Origin of the sequence: Alsobacter ponti (assembly GCF_024294805.1) — a bacterium.
Lineage (GTDB): Bacteria > Pseudomonadota > Alphaproteobacteria > Rhizobiales > Beijerinckiaceae > Alsobacter > Alsobacter ponti.
Map to the genome: position 1 here is coordinate 1 of NZ_JANCLU010000010.1, position 18,457 is coordinate 18,457.

Genomic DNA, 18,457 nt, shown 5'->3' on the forward strand with positions numbered 1-18,457 from the left:
TCCCGATCTCGACCGTGGAGGCGGGCGCGGCGAGCTTCGCCGGCGCGGCGACCTTGGCGGCGGCCGCCTTGGCGGGGGCGGCCTTGCGGGCCGGCTTCGGCGACGCCTTCACGGCCGGCTTGGCCGCGACCGGGCGGGCGGCGACGCCCACCGGCTTGGCGGCCGGAGCGGGGTTCGCGTCCACGGCAACGGCCGGCGCGACGACGGCCGGCTTGGCGGGGGCCTTGGCGGCCTCGCTCTTGGCGACGGCGGCTTTCACGGCGGCGGAGTGGACGGGAGCCTTGGCGGGGCCGGCGGCAGCGCCCGGCTTGGTGGAATTGGGCATGCGGGACCTCATTTTCTCGGAGCTGGCGGAGCGGCGTCACGGCCGGCGTGGACCCCGCGCCGCCTGAGGGCGGCCGGGGCCGGAAAACGGTCCGGGCGCAGCTCGCGCCGCGCCTGGCCTGGGCGGCCGGCGCGATGCCGGCCCGAGCGGAGGACGGCCCGAAGGGGCCGGCCCTGCCTTACTTGCGCTTGGTGGCCTCGGTGGCGGCCTTCTGCACCTCGACGGCGGCCTTCTGCACTTCGGCCGTGGCCTTCTGCATGGTGGCCTGGGCGTCGCTGGCGGCCTTCTGGACCGAGCTCTGCACCACGGTGCCGAATTCCTTCATCTGCTCCTGCAGCGCGGCCATCTGGCTCTTCATGAACTCCGACTGGAGCTGCACGATCTCCTGGATGTCCTTGGCGCGCACCAGCTTCTGGGCGTGCTCGAACGCGGCCGTGACGTTGTTCTCGGCGTAGGACACGTACTTGGAGGCGATGTCCTTGGTGTTCGCCTGCACGGAGGTCGTCTGGGTCTCCACCGCCTGGACGGCCTTGCTGGCGGCGCCGACGAAGCCGTCGAAAGCCTTTTTGGCCTGCTCGACGCTCTTCTCGGCGAACTCGCGCATTTCGACCGGGATCTCGTAGGACACGGGGCTCTTGGCCATGATGGGTCATCCTTGCTCAGAGCCGCTGGCGTGCGACGCACCCGACCGCGGCTCGGGATCGCGGTGCGTCCTGTATTGTGCGGTGCAACATAATGGTGCGATGCACAAAGGTCAAGTCGGGGCCTTCGGGCCCGTTAACATTAACATCAACAGCGCTTGTGGGTATCCGCGCCTTCCGTGGACGGTGGGCGTTGGGGGCCATATCATTAAGACTCTGTTAGGCATCCGCGGTCTGTCTGCGGAAGCGGAGGGCCTTCAAAGCGTGTCGAGCGGGCGTGACGAGGAAGCGGCGAAAGCCGGCGGGGCCAACGCCCTGCTGGGCGACGAACTGCGTCAGCTCGCCGAGGCCGATGCTGCCGTGCTGGTGTTCGCCGCGACGGGCGACCGCGTGCTGTGGGCCACCCCGGCCGGGGCGGCGCTGCTCGGCGTCGCGGCTCCCGCCGCGCTGGACGGCATGGTGTTCGACGCCGCGCGGCTTCCTGTCGCACGGCTGGCGGAACTGGCCGGCGGGCTCGCGCCCACGGTCGGCGCGCGGCTGGAGCGCCTGCGCGTCGTCGTGGGCCGCCGCGTCGAGATGCTGACGCTGGCGTGCCGCCGCGCCGAGCTGTCGTCCGGCCTCTCCGTGCTCGTCGCCATCGCGCCGGGCCGGCGCTCGGGCGCGGCCCGGGCGGCGCCGGTGCCGCTGCCGCAGGATTTCCTCGCCGCCCCGACGCCGTCTCCGGCCCCCGCCGCCGTGGACGCGGAGAGCGGACCCGTCACCATCGATCGTCTGCGCGCCCGTGTCGGCGGGCGGCAGATCATCCGGTTCGTGTGGCGCAGCGATGTCGACGGCCGGTTCGCGGAGCCCGCGCCGGAGCTCGCGCAACTGGTTGGCGCGGGGGCGCTGGCCGCCGGGGACGACCTCGCGGCGCTCGCCGCGCGCGGCGTCGAGGACGTCGAGGACCGCTTCGCGCAGGCGCTCTCCGCCCGCACCACCTTCACCGGCGTCGACCTCGTCTGGCCCGTGGAGGGCGCGGAGGGCGGGATCGTCGTCTCCATGTCCGGCGTGCCGACGATCGACCGCGAGCGCCGGTTCCAGGGCTATCGGGGCTTCGGATTGTGCCGGCTGGACACGCTCGCGCCGACCGCGACCCCAGCGGCGACGGCCCCGCCGGCCGAGGCTGCCGCTCCGCCGCCCGCCGCCGAGCCCGAGGCGCCGTCGCCCAAAGTCGTGCCGTTCGAGCCCGCGCGGCCGCCGCGCCCGGCGGAGGAGCCCCGCGCGCCGACCAAGGTCGTGCCGCTGCGCACCGAGCATGCTCCGCCCGTCTCGCCGGCCGGGCTCAGCCGCAGTGAGCGGCAGGCCTTTCGCGAGATCGCCCGCGCCCTCGGCGCACGGGTCGAGGGCGACGAGGAGGAGCGGCCGGAGCCTCCGCGCCCCGCCGCCGTCGCGCCGCCGCTCTCTGCTCCGGAGCCAGCGCCCGAGGCCGAGCCGGATGTCGCGGCCCCGGCCGGCGAAGCGGAATCGATCCAGGCGGCCGCCGAACCCGATCTCGAGGGCGACTTCGCCGCCCCCGGCGTCGAGCCGGCGGACCTCGAGGCCGAGCCCGCGCCGAGCGAGCCCGCGCTCGCGCCGGCCGAGCTCCCGCCCACGCCCGCTGTGTCCGACCTCGCCCGCCACGCCGAACTGATCTTTGATCGGCTGGTCGTCGGCGTGCTCGTCAGCCGCGGCGACGTGCCCATCGTCATGAACCGCCCGCTGCTGGACCTGCTCGGCTACGACTCCGTCGACGCGTTCCACCGCGAGGGCGGCATGCTGCGCCTGTTCCGGGGCCGCAGCGTCGAGGAGCTGCCCGCGCCCTCCGATTCGCACCCGGTCGCGCTGACGCGGCGCGACGGCGAGATCGTCGCGGTGGACGCGCGCATGCAGACGATCCAGTGGGACGGCCTGCCGGCGACGCTGATCTCCTTCCGCCGCGCCACCGACGTCGATGTCGGGCCGCGCCTGAAGCAGGCCGAGCTGGAGCTGCGGCGGCGCGAGGTCGAGTCTCGCGAACTGCGCGAAATCCTCGACACCGCCACCGACGGCGTCGTGGTGATGGACGAGGCCGGGCGCATCCTCACCATTAACCGCTCGGGCGAGGCGCTGTTCGGCTACGACCAGCACGATATCGCCGGAGAGACCTTCATCTCGCTCTTCGCTCCTGACAGCCACGCCACCGCGCTCGACTATCTCGAAGGCCTCAAGAGCAACGGCGTCGCCAGCGTGCTCAACGACGGCCGCGAGGTCGTCGGTCGCGTGCGCCAGGGCGGGCGCATCCCGCTGTTCATGACGCTGGGCGCGATCAGCGACGGCGCCGAGCGCAAGTACTGCGCCGTGCTGCGCGACATCACGCCATGGAAGAAGGCCGAGGGCGAACTCACCGAGGCCAAGCGCGCCGCCGAGGAAGCGAGCGCGCAGAAGAGCGATTTCCTGGCCAAGATCAGCCACGAGATCCGCACGCCGCTATCCGCCATCATCGGCTTCGCGGAGGTGATGATCGAGGAGCGTTTCGGCCCGGTCGGCAACGAGCGCTACCTGGAATATCTGCGCGACATCCACGCCTCCGGCGGGCACGTCATCAGCCTCATCAACGACCTGCTCGACCTGTCGAAGATCGAGGCCGGGCGCTTCGACCTGAACTTCGTCAGCGTCGACGCCAACGAGATCGTCGCGCGCTCCGTGGCCCTCATCCAGCCGCAGGCGTCCGGCGCCCGCGTCGTGGTCCGCACGGCGCTCGCCTCCCGGCTGCCGCGCGTCGTGGCCGACGAGCGTTCGCTGCGGCAGATCGTCCTCAACATCCTCTCCAACGCGGTGAAGTTCACTGATGCCGGCGGGCAGGTGATCGTCTCCACCGCGCTCACCGACCGGGGCGAGGTGGCGATCCGCGTCCGCGACACTGGCATCGGCATGACCGAGAAGGAGATCGAAGTGGCGCTGGAGCCGTTCCGCCAGCTCGCCACCGCGCGCCGCGCCGGCGGCACCGGCCTCGGCCTGCCCCTCACCAAGGCGCTGGTGGAGGCCAACCGCGCCGCGCTCTCCATCCGCAGCGCGCGCGACGCCGGCACGCTGGTCGAGGTGACCTTCCCCACCAATCGGGTTCTGGCGGAATAGGCCGACCGCCGGTCGGTTGCGGGAGGCGGCGGGCCCGCTTACCGTGCCCGCCACGGAGGTCCGCGATGCTGTTCGAGTTCAGCGACGAGGAGTTGGCGATCCGCGCCGCCGCGGAGCGCATCGCCGCTGAGCGGCTCGCCCCGCTGGCCGCGCGGCTCGACCGGGGCGAGGGGCGGGCCGAGTTCCTCGCCAATCTGCGGCTGCTCGCCGAGAACGGCTTCATGGCTCTCAACGTCTCGCCCGAGCACGGCGGCACCGGGGCCGGCAGCGTCGCGTTCGCGCTCGCCGTCGAGGCCCTGGCCTATGCCTGCGCCTCCACGGCGGTCACCGTGTCGGTGACCAACATGGTGGGCGAGGTCATCCAGGCCGTCGGCTCGCCGGAGCAGCGCGCGGCCTACCTTCCGCGCCTCGCCGGTGGCGACTACGCGGCGGGCGCTTTCTGCCTGACCGAGGCGCAGGCCGGCTCCGACCCGGCCGGCATGACGACGCGGGCGCGCCGCGACGGCGACCATTACGTCATCGATGGCGCCAAGCTCTACATCACCTCCGCCGAATACGCCGGCGTGTTCGTCGTGTGGGCAGTCACGGATCCGACGCGACCGAAGGGGAAGGGCGTCTCGTGCTTCCTCGTGGAGGCCGGCACGCCCGGCATCGTCATCGGCAAGGCCGAGGAGAAGATGGGCCAGCACGGCTCGGCGACCAATGCGGTGCACTTCGAGAATTGCCGCGTGCCCGCGTCCGCGCTGATGGGACGCGAGAACGACGGCTTCCGGGTCGCGGTGGGCGAGCTTGCGGGCGGGCGCATCGGGGTTGCGGCGCTGTCGCTCGGCATCGCCCGCGCGGCGACGGACGCGGCGCTGGCCCATGTGGTGGAGCGCCGGCAGTTCGGCCAGCGGCTCGCCGACTTCCAGGGCCTGCAATGGATGCTGGCCGACCGCGCCACGGAGATCGAGGCGGCGCGCCTGCTGGTCCTCGCCGCGGCGGCGCGCAAGGACCGGGGCGAGCCGTTCGGGAAGGAAGCCTCGATGGCCAAGCTATTCGCCTCGGAAACGGCGCATCGCTGCACCGACACGGCGATCCAGCTGCACGGCGGCGCCGGCTATTGCCGGGACGTCCCGGTCGAGCGGCTGGCGCGCGACGCGCGGATCACCCGAATCTACGAGGGCACGTCGGAGATCCAGCGCCTCATCATCGCCCGCGAACTGCTGCGCAATGCGGGCTGAGCCGCCGGGGCTGACATAGCGCAAGGCCACGGTTCATGTTGCAATGCAACATGGCCCGGCCGGCCGATTCGTCGGGCGGCCGTTTTGACCCGTGAAATTGCCGGAGCCTGAGAATGAGCACCTATCGTCTGGAGAACCTGTTCGCCCCGCGCTCCGTCGCGCTGGTCGGCGCAAGCGCGCAGCAAGGTTCGCTCGGTCATGCGGTGCTCGCCAATCTGCGCGCCGCCGGCTTCGGCGGCGAACTGCACCTCGTCAATCCCGGCCACGCGGAGATCGACGGCCTGCCCTGCGTCCCGTCGCTGACGGCCATCGGCAAGCCCGTCGACGTGGTGGTGATCGCCACGCCGAAGGCGGTGGTTCCCGCCATCGTCGAGGAGGCCGGCGCGCTCGGCTGCTGCACGGCCATCATCATCACGGCCGGGTTCGATCGCGGCCCCGGCTCAGCCGAGGAGCAGATGACGCGCAGCGCGCGCAAGCACGGGCTGCGCCTGGTGGGGCCGAACTGCCTCGGCGTCATCGCGCCGCGCGCCAACTTCGACGCCAGCTTCGCCGCCACGCCGGCGCGCCCGGGCGACCTCGCCCTGATCTCGCAGTCGGGCGCCATCGCCACGGCGCTGCTCGATTGGGCGCAGCAGCACAGCGTCGGCTTTTCCGGCGTGGTGTCGCTGGGCGACAAGATTGACGTCGATTTCGGCGACTGCCTCGACTACTTCGCCCAGGACCGCGCCACCCGCGCCATCCTGCTTTACGTCGAGTCGATCAACGATCCGCGCAAGTTCATGTCGGCGGCGCGGGCGGCGGCGCGCACCAAGCCGGTGGTGGTGGTGAAATCCGGCCGCCACAGCGCCGGCGCGCGGGCGGCCCAGTCGCACACCGGGGCGCTGGCGGGTGCGGACGCCGTCTACGACGCGGCGTTCCGGCGCGCCGGCCTGCTGCGCGTGTACGACCTCGACGAGCTCTTCGCGGCGGTCGAGACGCTGTCGCGCGTCGCGCCGTTCCCGGGAGACCGCGTGGCGGTGCTGACCAATGGCGGCGGCCTCGGCGTGCTGGCGGTGGACCGCCTCTCCGACCTCGGTGGGCGGCTGGCGCAGCTGTCGCCCGCCACCGTGGAGGCGCTGCGGGCGGTGCTGCCTGCCGCCGCGTCGCTGTCCAACCCCGTGGACGTGGTCGGCGACGCCGACGCCGCGCGCTACGGCGCGGCGATGAACGCGCTGCTCCAGGACGACGGCATCGACGCCGTGCTGGTGATGAACTGCCCGACGGCGCTGGTCTCCAGCGTCGAGGGCGCGCAGGCCATCGCCGACGCGGTGAAGACCCATCGTGGCAAGTCGTTCCGGCCCAAGCCCGTTTTCGCGGTGTGGATGGGCGACACGGACAAGACGGCGCCGATCTTCGAGGCGGCGCGCATTCCGAGCTTCGCCACCGAGGCCGACGCCGTGCGCGGCATCATGCACCTCGTCGCCTATCGCAAGGCCCAGGACCTGCTGATGGAAATGCCGCCGAGCCTGCCGGCCGATTTCCAACCCGACGTGGAGACGGCGCGCGCCCGCGTGCGCGACACGATCGCCAAGGGCATGCGCTGGCTCGACCCCGTAAGCGTCACCGACGTGCTGGAGGCCTACGGCGTTCCGGTCGCCCCGGTGCGCGCCGCCGCGACCCCGGAGGAAGCGGGGCGGATCGCGGAAGGCTTCCTCGGCCAGGGCCAGGCGGTGGCGATCAAGATCCTGTCGCAGCAGATCACCCACAAGTCGGACGTCGGCGGCGTGGTGCTCAACCTGTCGAGCCGCGAGGCGGTGGTCTCCGCCGCCGCCACCATGATGGCCAAGGTGACGCAGCTTCGGCCGGACGCCGTCATCGACGGCGTCACCGTGCAGCCGATGATCCACCGCCCGCGCGGCCGCGAGCTCATCGCCGGCCTCGCCGACGATCCTACTTTCGGCCCCGTCGTGGTGTTCGGGCGTGGCGGAACGGCCGTCGAGGTCATCAACGACAAGACGCTCGCCCTGCCCCCTCTGGACATGACGCTGGCACGCACCATGATGTCGCGGACGCGCGTCTACCGCCTGCTGGAAGGCTATCGCGACGTGCCGCCGGCCGATCTCGACGCCGTGGCGCTGACGCTGGTCAAGCTGGCCCAGCTCTCCGCCGATATTCCCGAGATCCGGGAGCTCGACCTCAATCCGCTGATCTCCGACGAAACGGGCTGCATCGCGCTCGACGCCCGCATCGCGGTCGAGGCGGTGCCGCTGACCACCCGCCGCGAGGCGTGCAATCCGCGCTTCGCCATCAAGCCCTACCCGAAGGAGTGGGAGCGCGAGCTGACGCTGAAGGGCGGCTGGAAGGTCGACGTGCGGCCGGTGCGTCCCGAGGACGAGCCGCTCTACGTGGAGTTCTTCAAGCACGTCACGCCGAATGACCTGCGCCTGCGGTTCTTCGCCAAGGTGAAGGAGTTCAGCCACGCCTTCATCGCCCGGCTGATCCAGATCGACTATTCGCGCGCCATCGCCTTCGCCGCGCTGGACAAGGAGACGGGCGAGCTGATGGGGGTGGTGCGCCTGCACGCCGACGCCAATCACGAGACCGGCGAATACGCCATCCTGCTGCGCTCCGACCTCAAGGGTCGCGGCCTCGGCTGGGCGCTGATGCAGCTGATGATCGATTTCGCGCGCGCCGACGGCATCAAGACCGTCGAGGGCCAGATCCTGCGCGAGAACACGACCATGCTGGCCATGTGCGAGGCGCTGGGCTTCGAGGCCCACACCGACCGCGATGACAACGACATCAAGATCGTTCGGCTCGACCTCGGCGACAAGAACGCGGCCGCCGTGGCCTGACGGGAAGCAAGCAGGAAGCGGACGGCGAGCCGGCCGTCCGCGCGGTCAGTCGCGCACCACCACGATGTGGACGCTGCGCGGCCCGTGCGCGCCGAGCAGCAGCGTCTGCTCGATGTCGCCGGAGCGCGACGGTCCCGTCACCCAGTTCACGGTGCGTGGCATCTGGCCCTTGCCGTAGCGCTGGCGAATGCGGTCCCACAACTGCTCGTAAGCGCCCTCGATGTCCTTCGCCGACACCACCGCGATGGCGTAGTCGGGCAGGAAGTTCAGCGTCGTCGGTGTGTCCGGCCCCGACACCAGCGCCAGCGTTCCCGTCTCCGCGACGCCGCCGAAGGCGTGATTGACGGCGATCAGGTCGCCGCCGTCGCTACGGCCGCTGCTCGTCTCCAGCGCCGTCTGGCCCCACGGCATCGCCGCGATGCGCGGGTCGGGCGCGAGGCGTACGCGCGCAGGCAGGTTGTTGCGGCGCAGATAGTCCGCGACGCTTGCCGGCACGTCGGCGGCGGTGTCGACTTCGTCCACGGTGGCGAAGCTCGCCTCCGCCTGGGCGCGGAACAGCGCGACGCGCTCGGCCGGCGGCAGCTGGCCGCGCTCGGGCACCAGCCCCTTGGGCGAACGCTCGAGCCGGTCGCGCGCGCCGTCGACGCGCGGCCGCTCCTGGCCGTTGACGCCGAGCGAGCGGCGGATGGTGCGAAGGATTTCCTCGCGCGCGCCGAGACCGTTGCTCATTTTGCCGCTCCCTGACGCCGCTGCTTCCACTGGCTCTGGAATGTGCCGCCCTGCGGGGCGGGGAAGTCCCGGTAGTCGGTCCAGTTCCCCGCCAGCGGCAGCGAGGCGAACTTGCCCTTGTCGCGGCCGAGCCAACCCAGGCCCGCCATGGCGACCCGCGTCGCGAGGCGGTAGAGCGCCGGTCGCCTGGCGAAGAACCCCCAGAAGGCGAGGCCGGAGCGCACTGTCGCCGGCGACAAATGCCGCTCGAACTCGCGCTCGCGCCAGTGGCGCATCAGCTTCGGCAGCGGAATGCGCACCGGGCACACGCTCTCGCAGCGGCCGCAGAAGGTGGAAGCGTTGGGCAGGTGACCGGCCTTGTCGACGCCGATCAGCGACGGCGTTAGCACCGCGCCCATCGGCCCGGGGTAGACCCAGCCATAGGCGTGACCGCCGACCGCGTGGTAGACGGGGCAGTGGTTCATGCAGGCCCCGCAGCGGATGCAGCGCAGCATGTCCTGGAACGCCGTGCCGAGCATGGACGAGCGGCCGTTGTCGAGGATGACGACGTGGTATTCGTCAGGCCCGTCTGCGTCCTCCGGGCGGCGGGGCCCGGTGGAGAACGTCGTGTAGACGCTCATCTCCTGCCCGGTCGCCGAGCGCGCCAGCACGCGCAGGATCTGGGCGGCGTCGTCCAGCGTCGGCACCACTTTCTCGATCGACGCGATGACGATGTGGACGCGCGGCAGGATCTGCGTCAGGTCGCCGTTGCCCTCGTTGGTCACGATGACGGAGGTGCCCGTCTCGGCGATCAGGAAGTTGGCCCCGGTGATTCCGACGTCCGCGGCGAGGAAGCGCTCGCGCAGCACGGCGCGGGCCTCGCCGAGCAGTTGCACCGGCTCCGAGAGGTCGCGGGCCGCGTCCAAGTGATTGTGAACCCTGCGGAAATCGCTCTCCACCTGGGTGGCGTTGAGATGCACGGCCGGCGCGATGATGTGCGACGGCATCTCGTTGCGCAGCTGGATGATGTACTCGCCGAGGTCGGTCTCGACGGGGGTGATGCTGGCGTCCTCGAGGGCGGCGTTGAGGCCGATCTCCTCTGAAATCATGGACTTGCCCTTGGTCACCGTCTTCGCGCCCGCCTTGCGGCAGATGGCGAGGATGGCTTCGCGCGCCTCGCGGGCGTCGCGCGCCCAGTGCACGTGGCCGCCAGCCTCGGTGACCTTTTTCTCGTAGGATTCCAGGTAGATATCGAGGTGTTCTAGGGCGTGGTTCTTGATGTCGCGGGCGGAGTCGCGCAGGGCTTCGAATTCCGGCAGCTTTGCGGCGACGGCGGCGCGCTTTTCGATGAAGCCTTGGCGGACATTGCCGAGCGCGCGCTGGAGCTGCGCATCGGCGAGCGCCCTGGTGGCGTTCTGCTTGAACTGGGGGGAGGTGGGCTGTGCGGTCATGCGGGGTCCCCTTCGCTCAGCCGCGGCCCTTGGGCGGCGCGGCGGCGATCGGCGGCGTGTCGGTCATGCCGGCCAGAACTTCGGCTATGTGCCTGACCTGAACGGGTTTTCCCTCGCGCGAGAGCTTCCCCGCCATGTTCATCAGGCAGCCCAGGTCGCCGGCCAGCAGGGTGCCGGCGCCGCTGGCGGAGACGTTGGCGGTCTTCTTCTCGACGATGGAATTCGAGATTTCTCCGTACTTCACGGCGAAGGTTCCGCCGAAGCCGCAGCAGACCTCGTTCTCGGCCATCTCGACCAGCTTCAGGCCCTTCACGCCGGCCAGCAGGCGCCGCGGTTGTGCCTTAATTCCTAGCTCCCGAAGGCCGGAACAGCTGTCGTGATACGTGACTTCGCCGTCGAATTCGGCGCCGAAATCGTCGAAATTCAGGACATCCACCAGGAAGTTCAGAAGTTCGTAAGTTCTACTCGAAAGTTCGTCCGCGCGGCGGGCGAGGTTCGGGTCGTCGGCGAACAGTTCGTGGTAGTGGGCGCGGATCATGCCGGCGCAGGAGCCGGACGGCGCGACGACATAGTCGTAGCCCTCGAAGGCGGCGATGGTCCGCAGCGCGATGGCGCGGGTGGTCTCGCGGTCGCCGGAGTTGTAGGCGGGCTGGCCGCAGCAGGTCTGCTCGGGGACCTCGACGATGCAGCCGGCCTGCTCCAGCAGCTTCACCGCGGCGAAGCCGATCGAGGGACGCATCAGGTCGACCAGGCAGGTGACGAACAGCCCGACCCGTGGGCGGGACGGCCGCTCGGCTGGTCGCGCCGCGTTGGGGGTCCCGGTCTCCGCCATCTCGTCCTCGCTTCTTCCCGGCCTCGCCTGTCCCGGCGCGCCGGCCCGCAAAATGGCCCGGATCGGTCCCGGACCGCAACTGGCGCTTCTTAGTCGTTTCGCGCGGCGATGGAAACCGCGCCGCCGGGGCGGAGCGGCGACTTTCCCGGAGGCGCTTGACGCCCGGCCGGCGTTGGCCATGCTGGCGTCCCCCGCCGCGTCGAAGCTCTCATGACGACCGCTCACGTCCGCCCTTTCGCCCTCGCGCCGCACCCCCTGCGGGACGTCGTGCTGGGCGAGGTCCATGCCCGGCCGTTCCACCCGCTGGAATCGCCGCGCCGGCTGCTGCACTTCGCCTTCATGACCGACCCCGCCCGGGCCGCCGCCGACCGCGCGGCGGTTGCCTCCTGGTGCGTCGCGCGCGGCATCGCCGCGCCGGGCGAGGGCGCGAAGCATCACCGCGCGCACTGGGTCAACGGCTCGCTGCGGTGGGAGCAGCACAGCGAGTTCACCACCTTCACCTGGGAGATGTCCGGCGCGTCGGACGGCTTCACCCCCGCCGCCGCGGCCGTGGCGTCGGTGATGGAGGGCATCGCCCAGCCCGGGCCGCTGCTGGTGGCCGCCGACCTGCACCTCGTCGTCGGCGGCGATCTGGACGAGCTGGCCGGCCTGTTCGATCCCGCCAGCCTCGCCGTATCGCAGGTGGACGGCGCGGCGGTGGCGATGACCGACTTCCGGCCGGACGCCGGCGGCTTCGTGCGCATCCTGGTCGTCGACCAGGGCCTCGGGCCGGCGCGGGCCGGCGCGCTCACCCAGCGCCTGCTGGAGATCGAGACCTACCGCACGCTGGCGCTGCTCGGCCTGCCCGAGGCGCACCGCATCTCGCCGCGCATCGGCGAGATCGAGGCGGGGCTCACCCGCATCGCCTCCGCCATGCAGGCCGAGTCGGGGCTCGTCACCGACCACAAGTTGCTCGGCGAGCTAACCGCGCTGGCCGCCACGCTGGAGGCCGAATCGGCCCGCTCCAGCTACCGGTTCGGGGCCAGCCGGGCCTATGACGGCATCGTGCAGCAGAGGCTGGTCGCGATCCGCGAGCGCGAGGTCGACGGCTGGCCGAGCATCGCCGCCTTCCTGTCGCGGCGCATGGGGCCCGCCATGCGCACCTGCGCCATGCTGGAAGACCGGCAGGCCCGGCTGTCGGAGAAGCTGTCGCGCGCCGCCAACCTGCTGCGCACCCGCGTCGACGTGGAGATCGAGCGCCAGAACCGCGACCTGCTCAGCGCCATGAACGAGCGCGCCCGCATGCAGTTGCGACTGCAGCAGACGGTCGAGGGCCTGTCGGTGGCGGCGATCAGCTATTACGTGGTCGGGCTGGCGGGCTACGTGTTCAAGGGCGCGAAGGACGCCGGGCTGCTGCCTGTCGATCCGGGCATGGCCATGGCCGTGGCGGTGCCCGTCGCCGTCCTCGGCGTCGCGCTCGTGGTCCGCCGCATCCGGCGCGGCCACGGAGAGCCGTGACGCGGAGGCAGGCTCTGAACGCAAGATGCCGGCCCGAAGGCCGGCATCCATGCGTGTCGTCGAGTGGGCGGCGAGGCCGCGCGCTTACTTCTTCTTGCCGTCCTTGTCGAACTGCTTGAGGTAGGCGATGAGGTTGTCGACTTCGGTCTCGTTGGTCAGGCCGGCGAACACCATCTTGGTGCCGGGGATCTTGGCCTTCGGGTTCTTGATGTACTCGCGGAAGGTCGCCTCGTCCCAGGTGATGCCCGAGTTCTTGTTGGCGTCGGAGTAGTTGTAACCCTCGACCGTGCCGGAATGGCGGCCGAACAGGCCGTTCAGCACGGGGCCGACGGCGTTCTTGGCGGTCTCGCCCACCTGGTGGCAGACCTTGCACTTGATGAAAACCTTTTCGCCGGCGGCGGCGTCCTGCGCGAAGGCGCTCCCGGCGGAAACGGCCAGGGCGATCGCGCCGGCGGCCAGGGCCGCAACATTCTTTTTCATATCCAAGTTCCTCCTGCGACTGCTGTCGCTGAACGGTTCCGAAAGCCAACTCCTCGGCCGCTCAGCGGATGGGGCTGCATCGGCGCGGCGCACATAACAGTTCGGAGCGCCGCGTTTTTCAAGTCACCTTTAAGCTTACCTGCCGTGAATTCGCGCTGGCGCGGCTTCAGCGCGTCAGTGCGTCGAGCCCTTCGTCCCAGGGCGGCGTGGCGCCGTACAGGGTCGAAAGGTAGTCCACGAAAACGCGCACCTTCTGCGCAAGATGCCTGCGCGAGGGATAAACCGCGTGAATGGCCACTTTCCGCGAGCCGCCATAGCCCGGCAGCACCTGCGCCAGCCGCCCGGCGCGCAGCTCCGGGCCGATGTCCCAGGTGGAGCGCAGCGCGATGCCGACGCCGGCGATCACCGCCTCGCGCACCACTTCGCTCGAATTGGTACGCAGCGGGCTGTCGACGCGCACCGTCACCGGGCCGTCCGGCCCCTCGAGCCGCCAGTGGTCGGCGTTGTGGGCGAGCAGCCTGTGCGTCGCCAACTCCGCCAGCGTCCTGGGCGTGCCGCGCCGCTCCAGGTAGGACGGCGTGGCGCACAGGATCCGGTGGTTGGGCGCCAGCCGCCGCGCCACCAGGCTGGAATCCTGCAGGTCGGCGATCCGCACCGCTACGTCGTAGCCCTCGGCGACGATGTCGACGAAGGCGTCGGTGAGGATGAGGTCCAGTTGCAGCTCGGGATGCGCGTCGAGGAACGGCAGGAGGTGCGGTGCGACGTGCAGCCGGCCGAACGAGGTCGGCGCGGAGACCCGCAGCACGCCGCGAACGGCGGTCGAGCGGCGCGACACCCACGCCTCCGCTTCCTCGGCGCTGGCGATGATGGCGACGACGCGCTCGTAGAAGCCCTGTCCCGCCTCGGTCAGCGAGAGCTGCCGGGTCGTGCGTTGCAGCAGCCTCGCGCCCAGGCGCTCCTCCAGCCGCCGGATGCGCTTGGAGACGACGGCCGGCGAGCAGCCGAGTTCGCGCCCGGCGGCCGACATCGAGCCCGAGGTAACCACTCGCGCGAAAATGTCGAGGTCGGCGATGGAGTTCATGGGCGGCGATCCCGATGGGGAAAGGTGGAGGCCGCCGGGGTCACCCCCTTGCGGTTCAAGACGCCGTACCATTTATTCCGTGTTGGAAACAATCCTGCGCCCTAGCGGGCGCTGCACCAGCCGCGCGTCCTGTGCTCTGTACAGCCCGCGGGTCCGGTGCCAGAAAGGCGCGGTCGAGTGGGCGAAGGCGCGGTCGCGCCGACGCGGCGAAAGGGGAGAGAGATGAGCGGCATTGCGTTTCCCGCGCCGGACGCGGACATCCTCGCCCGCCGCGACGCCATCGTCGCCGGGCTCGCCGAGTTGCTGCCGCCGGAGGCGTTGATCGTGTCCGAGGACGAGCGCCGCGCCTTCGAGACCGACGCGCTCACCGCCTATCGCCGCATGCCGCTGGCCGTGGCGCTGCCTTCCACGACCGAGGAGGTCGCGGCGGTGATGCGGTTCTGCAACGCGCAGGGCGTGAAGGTCGTGCCGCGCGGCGCGGGGACCTCGCTGTCCGGCGGCGCGATCCCGCAGGAGGATGCCGTCGTGCTCGGCGTGGCCAAGATGAACCGCGTTCTCGACGTCGATTTCGCGGACCGCACCATGCGCGTGCAGGCGGGCATCACCAATCTGGCGATCAGCCAGGCGGTGGCCTACGAGGGCTTCTTCTACGCGCCCGACCCGTCCTCGCAGCTCGCCTGCACCATCGCCGGCAACATCGGCATGAACTCGGGCGGGGCGCACTGCCTGAAATACGGCGTCACCACCAACAACATTCTGGGCGTGCGCATGGTGCTGCTGGACGGCAGCGTCGTCGACATCGGCTCCGACGCGCTCGATGCGCCCGGCTACGATCTGCTCGGCCTCGTCATCGGCTCGGAGGGGCAGCTCGGCGTCGTCACCGAGGCGACGGTGCGCATCCTGCGCGCGGCCGAGGGCGCGCGGCCGGTGCTGTTCGGCTTCGAGACCAGCGAGCAGGCGGGCGCGGCGGTGGCGGCCATCGTCGCCGCCGGCATCGTGCCGGTGGCCATGGAGTTCATGGACAAGCCCGCCATCGAGATCTGCGAGGCGTTCGCCCACGCCGGCTATCCGCTCGACGTCGGGGCGCTGCTGATCATCGAGGTCGAGGGCTCGGACGCCGAGATGGACGTCGCGCTGGCGCGCATCGTCGAGATCGCCCGCGCGCACGAGGTGAAGACCATCCGCGAGTCGAAATCGGCGATGGAGACGGCGGCGATCTGGAAGGGCCGCAAGTCGGCCTTCGGCGCCACCGGCCGCGTTGCCGACTATATCTGCATGGACGGCACCATCCCCACCGGGCAGTTGCCGCTGGTGCTGCGGCGCATGGACGAGATCGTCAAGAGCTACGGGCTGCGGGTCGCCAACGTGTTCCACGCCGGCGACGGCAACCTGCACCCGCTCATCATGTACAACGTCAACGACCCGGAGGAGGCGCGCAAGGCGGAGGAGGCCGGCAACGACATCCTCAAGCTCTGCGTCGAGGTCGGCGGCTGCCTCACCGGCGAGCACGGCGTCGGCATCGAGAAGCGCGACCTGATGCGCCACCAGTTCACGCAGGACGACCTGGAGCAGCAGATGCGCGTGCGCGCCGTGTTCGACCGCAACTGGCTGCTCAACCCGGCCAAGGTGTTCCCGCTCGACGGGCGGCTCGCGGCATGAGCGACGCCGCCGCCCTCGCGCCCGCCGGCGCGCTGACCCCCGCGGACGAGACCGAGCTGGCGGAGGCCGTCGCCTCGGCCCGCGCCGCCCGCGCGCCGCTCACCGTCGCCGGGGCCGGCAGCAAGGCCGGCATCGGCCGCCCGGCGCAGTCCGCGCGGACGCTGTCGACGGCGGCGCTCACCGGCGTCACCCTCTACGAACCGGCCGAGATGGTGATCGGCGCGCGCGCCGGCACGCCGCTGGCGGTGGTGGAAGCGACCCTGGCCGAGCGCGGCCAGATGCTGACCTTCGAGCCAATGGACTGGCGGCCCCTGCTTGGCACCACGGGCGAGCCGACGGTCGGCGGCACGGCGGCGGCCAACGTCTCCGGCCCGCGCCGCATCGCCGCCGGCGCGTGCCGCGACAGCCTGATCGGCGTGCGCATGGTCAACGGCTTCGGCCACATCGTGAAGTCCGGCGGGCGGGTGATGAAGAACGTCACCGGGCTCGACCTCGTCAAGCTCGCGGCGGGATCGTGGGGCACGCTGGGCGTGTTCAGCGAGGTGATCTTCAAGGTGCTGCCCGCCCCGGCCCAGGTCGCGACGCTGGTGCTGCACGGGCTCGACGACGCGCGCGCCGTCGCGGCGCTGGCGGCCGGCCTCGGCTCGCCCTTCGAGGTGTCCGGCGCGGCGCACCTGCCGGCCTCCATCGAGCGCGTGCCGAAGACGCTGCTGCGGCTGGAGAACGTCCCCGAGTCGATCGCCTACCGGGCCGGCGAGCTGCGCAAGCTGCTGCGCCCGTTCGGCTCGGCCGACCTGGTGACGGACGACGCGGCCAAGGCGGTGTGGCGCGCGGTGCGCGACGCGACGTTCGTCGTGGAACCGCGCGAGCGCGCCGTGTGGCGAGTGTCGATCGCGCCGGGCAAGGCGGCGTCCTTCGTGGCGGCGCTGGGCGGCCTGCCGCGCCAGCACTTCTACGACTGGGGCGGCGGCCTCGTCTGGCTGACGACCGACGCGGCGGGCGACGCCGGCGCGTCCGCCATCCGCGCCGCGCTGGCGGGCACCGGCGGCCACGCCACGTTGGCGCGCGCGCCGGCCGAACTGCGCGCCGCCGTCGACGTTTTCCAGCCCTTGCCGGAGGCGATGATGCGCCTGACCGCCGGCGTGAAGGCGAGCTTCGATCCCGACGCCATCCTGAACCCCGGCCGCATGTACGCGGGCGTGTGAACGAGGTTCGACATGCAGACCAACTTCGCCCCCGAGCAGCTGAAATCCTCCGCCATGCAGAGTTCGGAGAAGATCCTGCGCACCTGCGTGCATTGCGGCTTCTGCACGGCGACCTGCCCGACCTACCTTCTGCTCGGCGACGAGCTGGATTCGCCGCGCGGGCGCATCTACCTCATCAAGGACATGCTGGAGAACGGGCGTCCCGCGACGCCGCAGGTGGTCAAGCACATCGACCGCTGCCTCTCCTGCCTGTCGTGCATGACGACCTGCCCGTCGGGCGTCCACTACATGCATCTCGTCGACCACGCCCGCGCCTATATCGAGGACACCTACGACCGGCCATGGACGGACCGCGCCATCCGCAGGCTGCTCTCGGCGGTGCTGCCCTATCCGGCGCGGTTCCGCGTCGCGCTGCTGGCGGCGGCGCTGGGCCGGCCGCTGCGCCCCCTGGTGCGCCGGCTGCCGCGCGTCGGCGCGCGGCTGGCCGCGATGCTCGACCTCGCGCCGCGCCGCCTGCCGAACAAGGCGCCCGCGAGCGAGGGGAAGTCGCCGGCGGTCGGGCCGCGCCGCGCCCGCGTCGCCATGCTCACCGGCTGCGCGCAGCCGGTGCTCGACCCGTTCATCAACGAGGCCGCCATCCGCCTGCTGAACCGCCACGGCGTCGAGGTGGTGCTGCCGAAGGGGGAAGGCTGCTGCGGCGCGCTCGTCCACCACATGGGCGAGGAGAAGCGCGGCCACGCGCTGGCGCGCGCCAACATCGAGGCGTGGACGCGCGAGATCGAGGGCGAGGGGCTCGACGCCATCCTCATCACCGCGTCGGGATGCGGCACCACGATCAAGGACTACGGCTTCATGTTCCGCGACGATCCCGCCTGGGCTGAGAAGGCGCGGCGCGTCTCCGAGCTGGCGCTGGACGTGACCGAATATCTCGCGAAGCTCGACCTCGCCGCGCCGGCGCGCGAGACCGGCGACGTCGTCGCCTACCACTCCGCCTGCTCCATGCAGCACGGGCAGAAGATCACCGACCTGCCCAAGACCCTGCTGAAGCGCGCCGGCTTCGTGGTGAAGGACGTGCCGGAAGGGCACATCTGCTGCGGCTCCGCCGGCACCTACAACATCCTGCAGCCCGAGCTGGCGGGGCAATTGCGCGAGCGCAAGGTCGGCAACATCGAGAAGCTGCGCCCGGCCATCGTGGCGACGGGCAACATCGGCTGCATGACGCAGATCGGCAAGGGCTTCGCCGACCGCGGCGACCGCACGCCCATCGTCCACACGGTGGAGCTGCTCGACTGGGCGACCGGCGGGCCGATGCCGCCGGCGCTGGCCGACGCCGGCTTCGCCCACCGTCCGGTCCGGGAGCCGGAGCCGCTGGCGGCGGCCGGGTAATCG

14 protein-coding genes are annotated in these 18,457 nt (G+C 71.3%); 7 read left to right on the forward strand and 7 right to left on the reverse strand.

Annotated features, from left to right (window positions below; all coding sequences use genetic code 11):
* Both NK718_RS11510 and NK718_RS11515 read right to left on the reverse strand, forming a co-directional pair.
* A partial coding sequence (locus NK718_RS11510) for a hypothetical protein (protein WP_254742071.1) occupies positions 1-325 on the reverse strand: 325 nt, incomplete at its 3' end.
* Between the two features lie 178 nt (positions 326-503).
* Positions 504-968, reverse strand: coding sequence for a phasin (locus NK718_RS11515; protein WP_254742074.1), 465 nt, complete (start codon positions 966-968; stop codon positions 504-506).
* A 262-nt stretch (positions 969-1,230) separates the two neighbouring features.
* Here NK718_RS11515 and NK718_RS22180 point away from each other — a divergent pair, with 262 nt between their 5' ends.
* From NK718_RS22180 to NK718_RS11530, 3 genes are all read left to right on the forward strand, one after another.
* Positions 1,231-4,098 carry a PAS domain-containing sensor histidine kinase gene (locus tag NK718_RS22180; RefSeq protein WP_254742078.1) on the forward strand — a complete coding sequence of 956 codons (2,868 nt, stop codon included), beginning with the start codon at positions 1,231-1,233 and terminating at the stop codon, positions 4,096-4,098.
* A 65-nt stretch (positions 4,099-4,163) separates the two neighbouring features.
* The gene (locus tag NK718_RS11525; protein WP_254742081.1) at positions 4,164-5,321 is read left to right on the forward strand and encodes an acyl-CoA dehydrogenase family protein; all 1,158 of its coding nucleotides are present in this window, start codon (positions 4,164-4,166) and stop codon (positions 5,319-5,321) included.
* Positions 5,322-5,434: 113 nt separating this feature from the next.
* Complete coding sequence (locus NK718_RS11530) at positions 5,435-8,155, forward strand: bifunctional acetate--CoA ligase family protein/GNAT family N-acetyltransferase (RefSeq protein ID WP_254742084.1); 2,721 nt, start codon at positions 5,435-5,437, stop codon at positions 8,153-8,155.
* A 45-nt stretch (positions 8,156-8,200) separates the two neighbouring features.
* Here NK718_RS11530 and NK718_RS11535 read toward each other — a convergent pair whose 3' ends face one another.
* Genes NK718_RS11535 through NK718_RS11545 form a run of 3 tightly spaced genes read right to left on the reverse strand, consistent with a single transcriptional unit; the run spans position 8,201 to position 11,146 of the window.
* Positions 8,201-8,884 carry a LutC/YkgG family protein gene (locus NK718_RS11535; RefSeq protein ID WP_254742087.1) on the reverse strand — a complete coding sequence of 228 codons (684 nt, stop codon included), beginning with the start codon at positions 8,882-8,884 and terminating at the stop codon, positions 8,201-8,203.
* Positions 8,881-10,314 (reverse strand): LutB/LldF family L-lactate oxidation iron-sulfur protein, encoded by a 1,434-nt coding sequence (locus NK718_RS11540; protein ID WP_254742090.1) that lies wholly within the window; start codon positions 10,312-10,314, stop codon positions 8,881-8,883. Before NK718_RS11540 ends, NK718_RS11535 begins: the two co-directional genes overlap by 4 nt.
* 16 nt (positions 10,315-10,330) lie before the next feature.
* The gene (locus NK718_RS11545) at positions 10,331-11,146 is read right to left on the reverse strand and encodes a (Fe-S)-binding protein (protein ID WP_254742093.1); all 816 of its coding nucleotides are present in this window, start codon (positions 11,144-11,146) and stop codon (positions 10,331-10,333) included.
* Positions 11,147-11,356: 210 nt separating this feature from the next.
* On the opposite strand from NK718_RS11545, the gene NK718_RS11550 reads away from it, so the two are divergent.
* Positions 11,357-12,643, forward strand: a complete 1,287-nt coding sequence (locus tag NK718_RS11550) for a DUF3422 family protein (RefSeq protein WP_254742096.1) — start codon at positions 11,357-11,359, stop codon at positions 12,641-12,643.
* Between the two features lie 84 nt (positions 12,644-12,727).
* Here NK718_RS11550 and NK718_RS11555 read toward each other — a convergent pair whose 3' ends face one another.
* Both NK718_RS11555 and NK718_RS11560 read right to left on the reverse strand, forming a co-directional pair.
* Positions 12,728-13,123, reverse strand: a complete 396-nt coding sequence (locus NK718_RS11555; RefSeq protein WP_254742099.1) for a c-type cytochrome — start codon at positions 13,121-13,123, stop codon at positions 12,728-12,730.
* A gap of 166 nt (positions 13,124-13,289) precedes the next feature.
* Positions 13,290-14,204 carry a LysR family transcriptional regulator gene (locus tag NK718_RS11560; protein ID WP_254742102.1) on the reverse strand — a complete coding sequence of 305 codons (915 nt, stop codon included), beginning with the start codon at positions 14,202-14,204 and terminating at the stop codon, positions 13,290-13,292.
* 222 nt (positions 14,205-14,426) lie between these two features.
* On the opposite strand from NK718_RS11560, the gene NK718_RS11565 reads away from it, so the two are divergent.
* Genes NK718_RS11565 through glcF form a run of 3 tightly spaced genes read left to right on the forward strand, consistent with a single transcriptional unit; the run spans position 14,427 to position 18,454 of the window.
* Entirely contained in the window at positions 14,427-15,863 is a 1,437-nt protein-coding gene (locus NK718_RS11565) for an FAD-linked oxidase C-terminal domain-containing protein (protein ID WP_254742105.1), read from the forward strand.
* A complete protein-coding gene (glcE, locus tag NK718_RS11570; RefSeq protein ID WP_254742108.1) occupies positions 15,860-17,068 on the forward strand; it encodes a glycolate oxidase subunit GlcE in 1,209 nt (402 codons plus the stop codon). Before NK718_RS11565 ends, glcE begins: the two co-directional genes overlap by 4 nt.
* A 12-nt stretch (positions 17,069-17,080) precedes the next feature.
* Positions 17,081-18,454 carry a glycolate oxidase subunit GlcF gene (glcF, locus tag NK718_RS11575; protein ID WP_254742111.1) on the forward strand — a complete coding sequence of 458 codons (1,374 nt, stop codon included), beginning with the start codon at positions 17,081-17,083 and terminating at the stop codon, positions 18,452-18,454.
* The last annotated feature ends 3 nt before the right edge of the window (positions 18,455-18,457 follow it).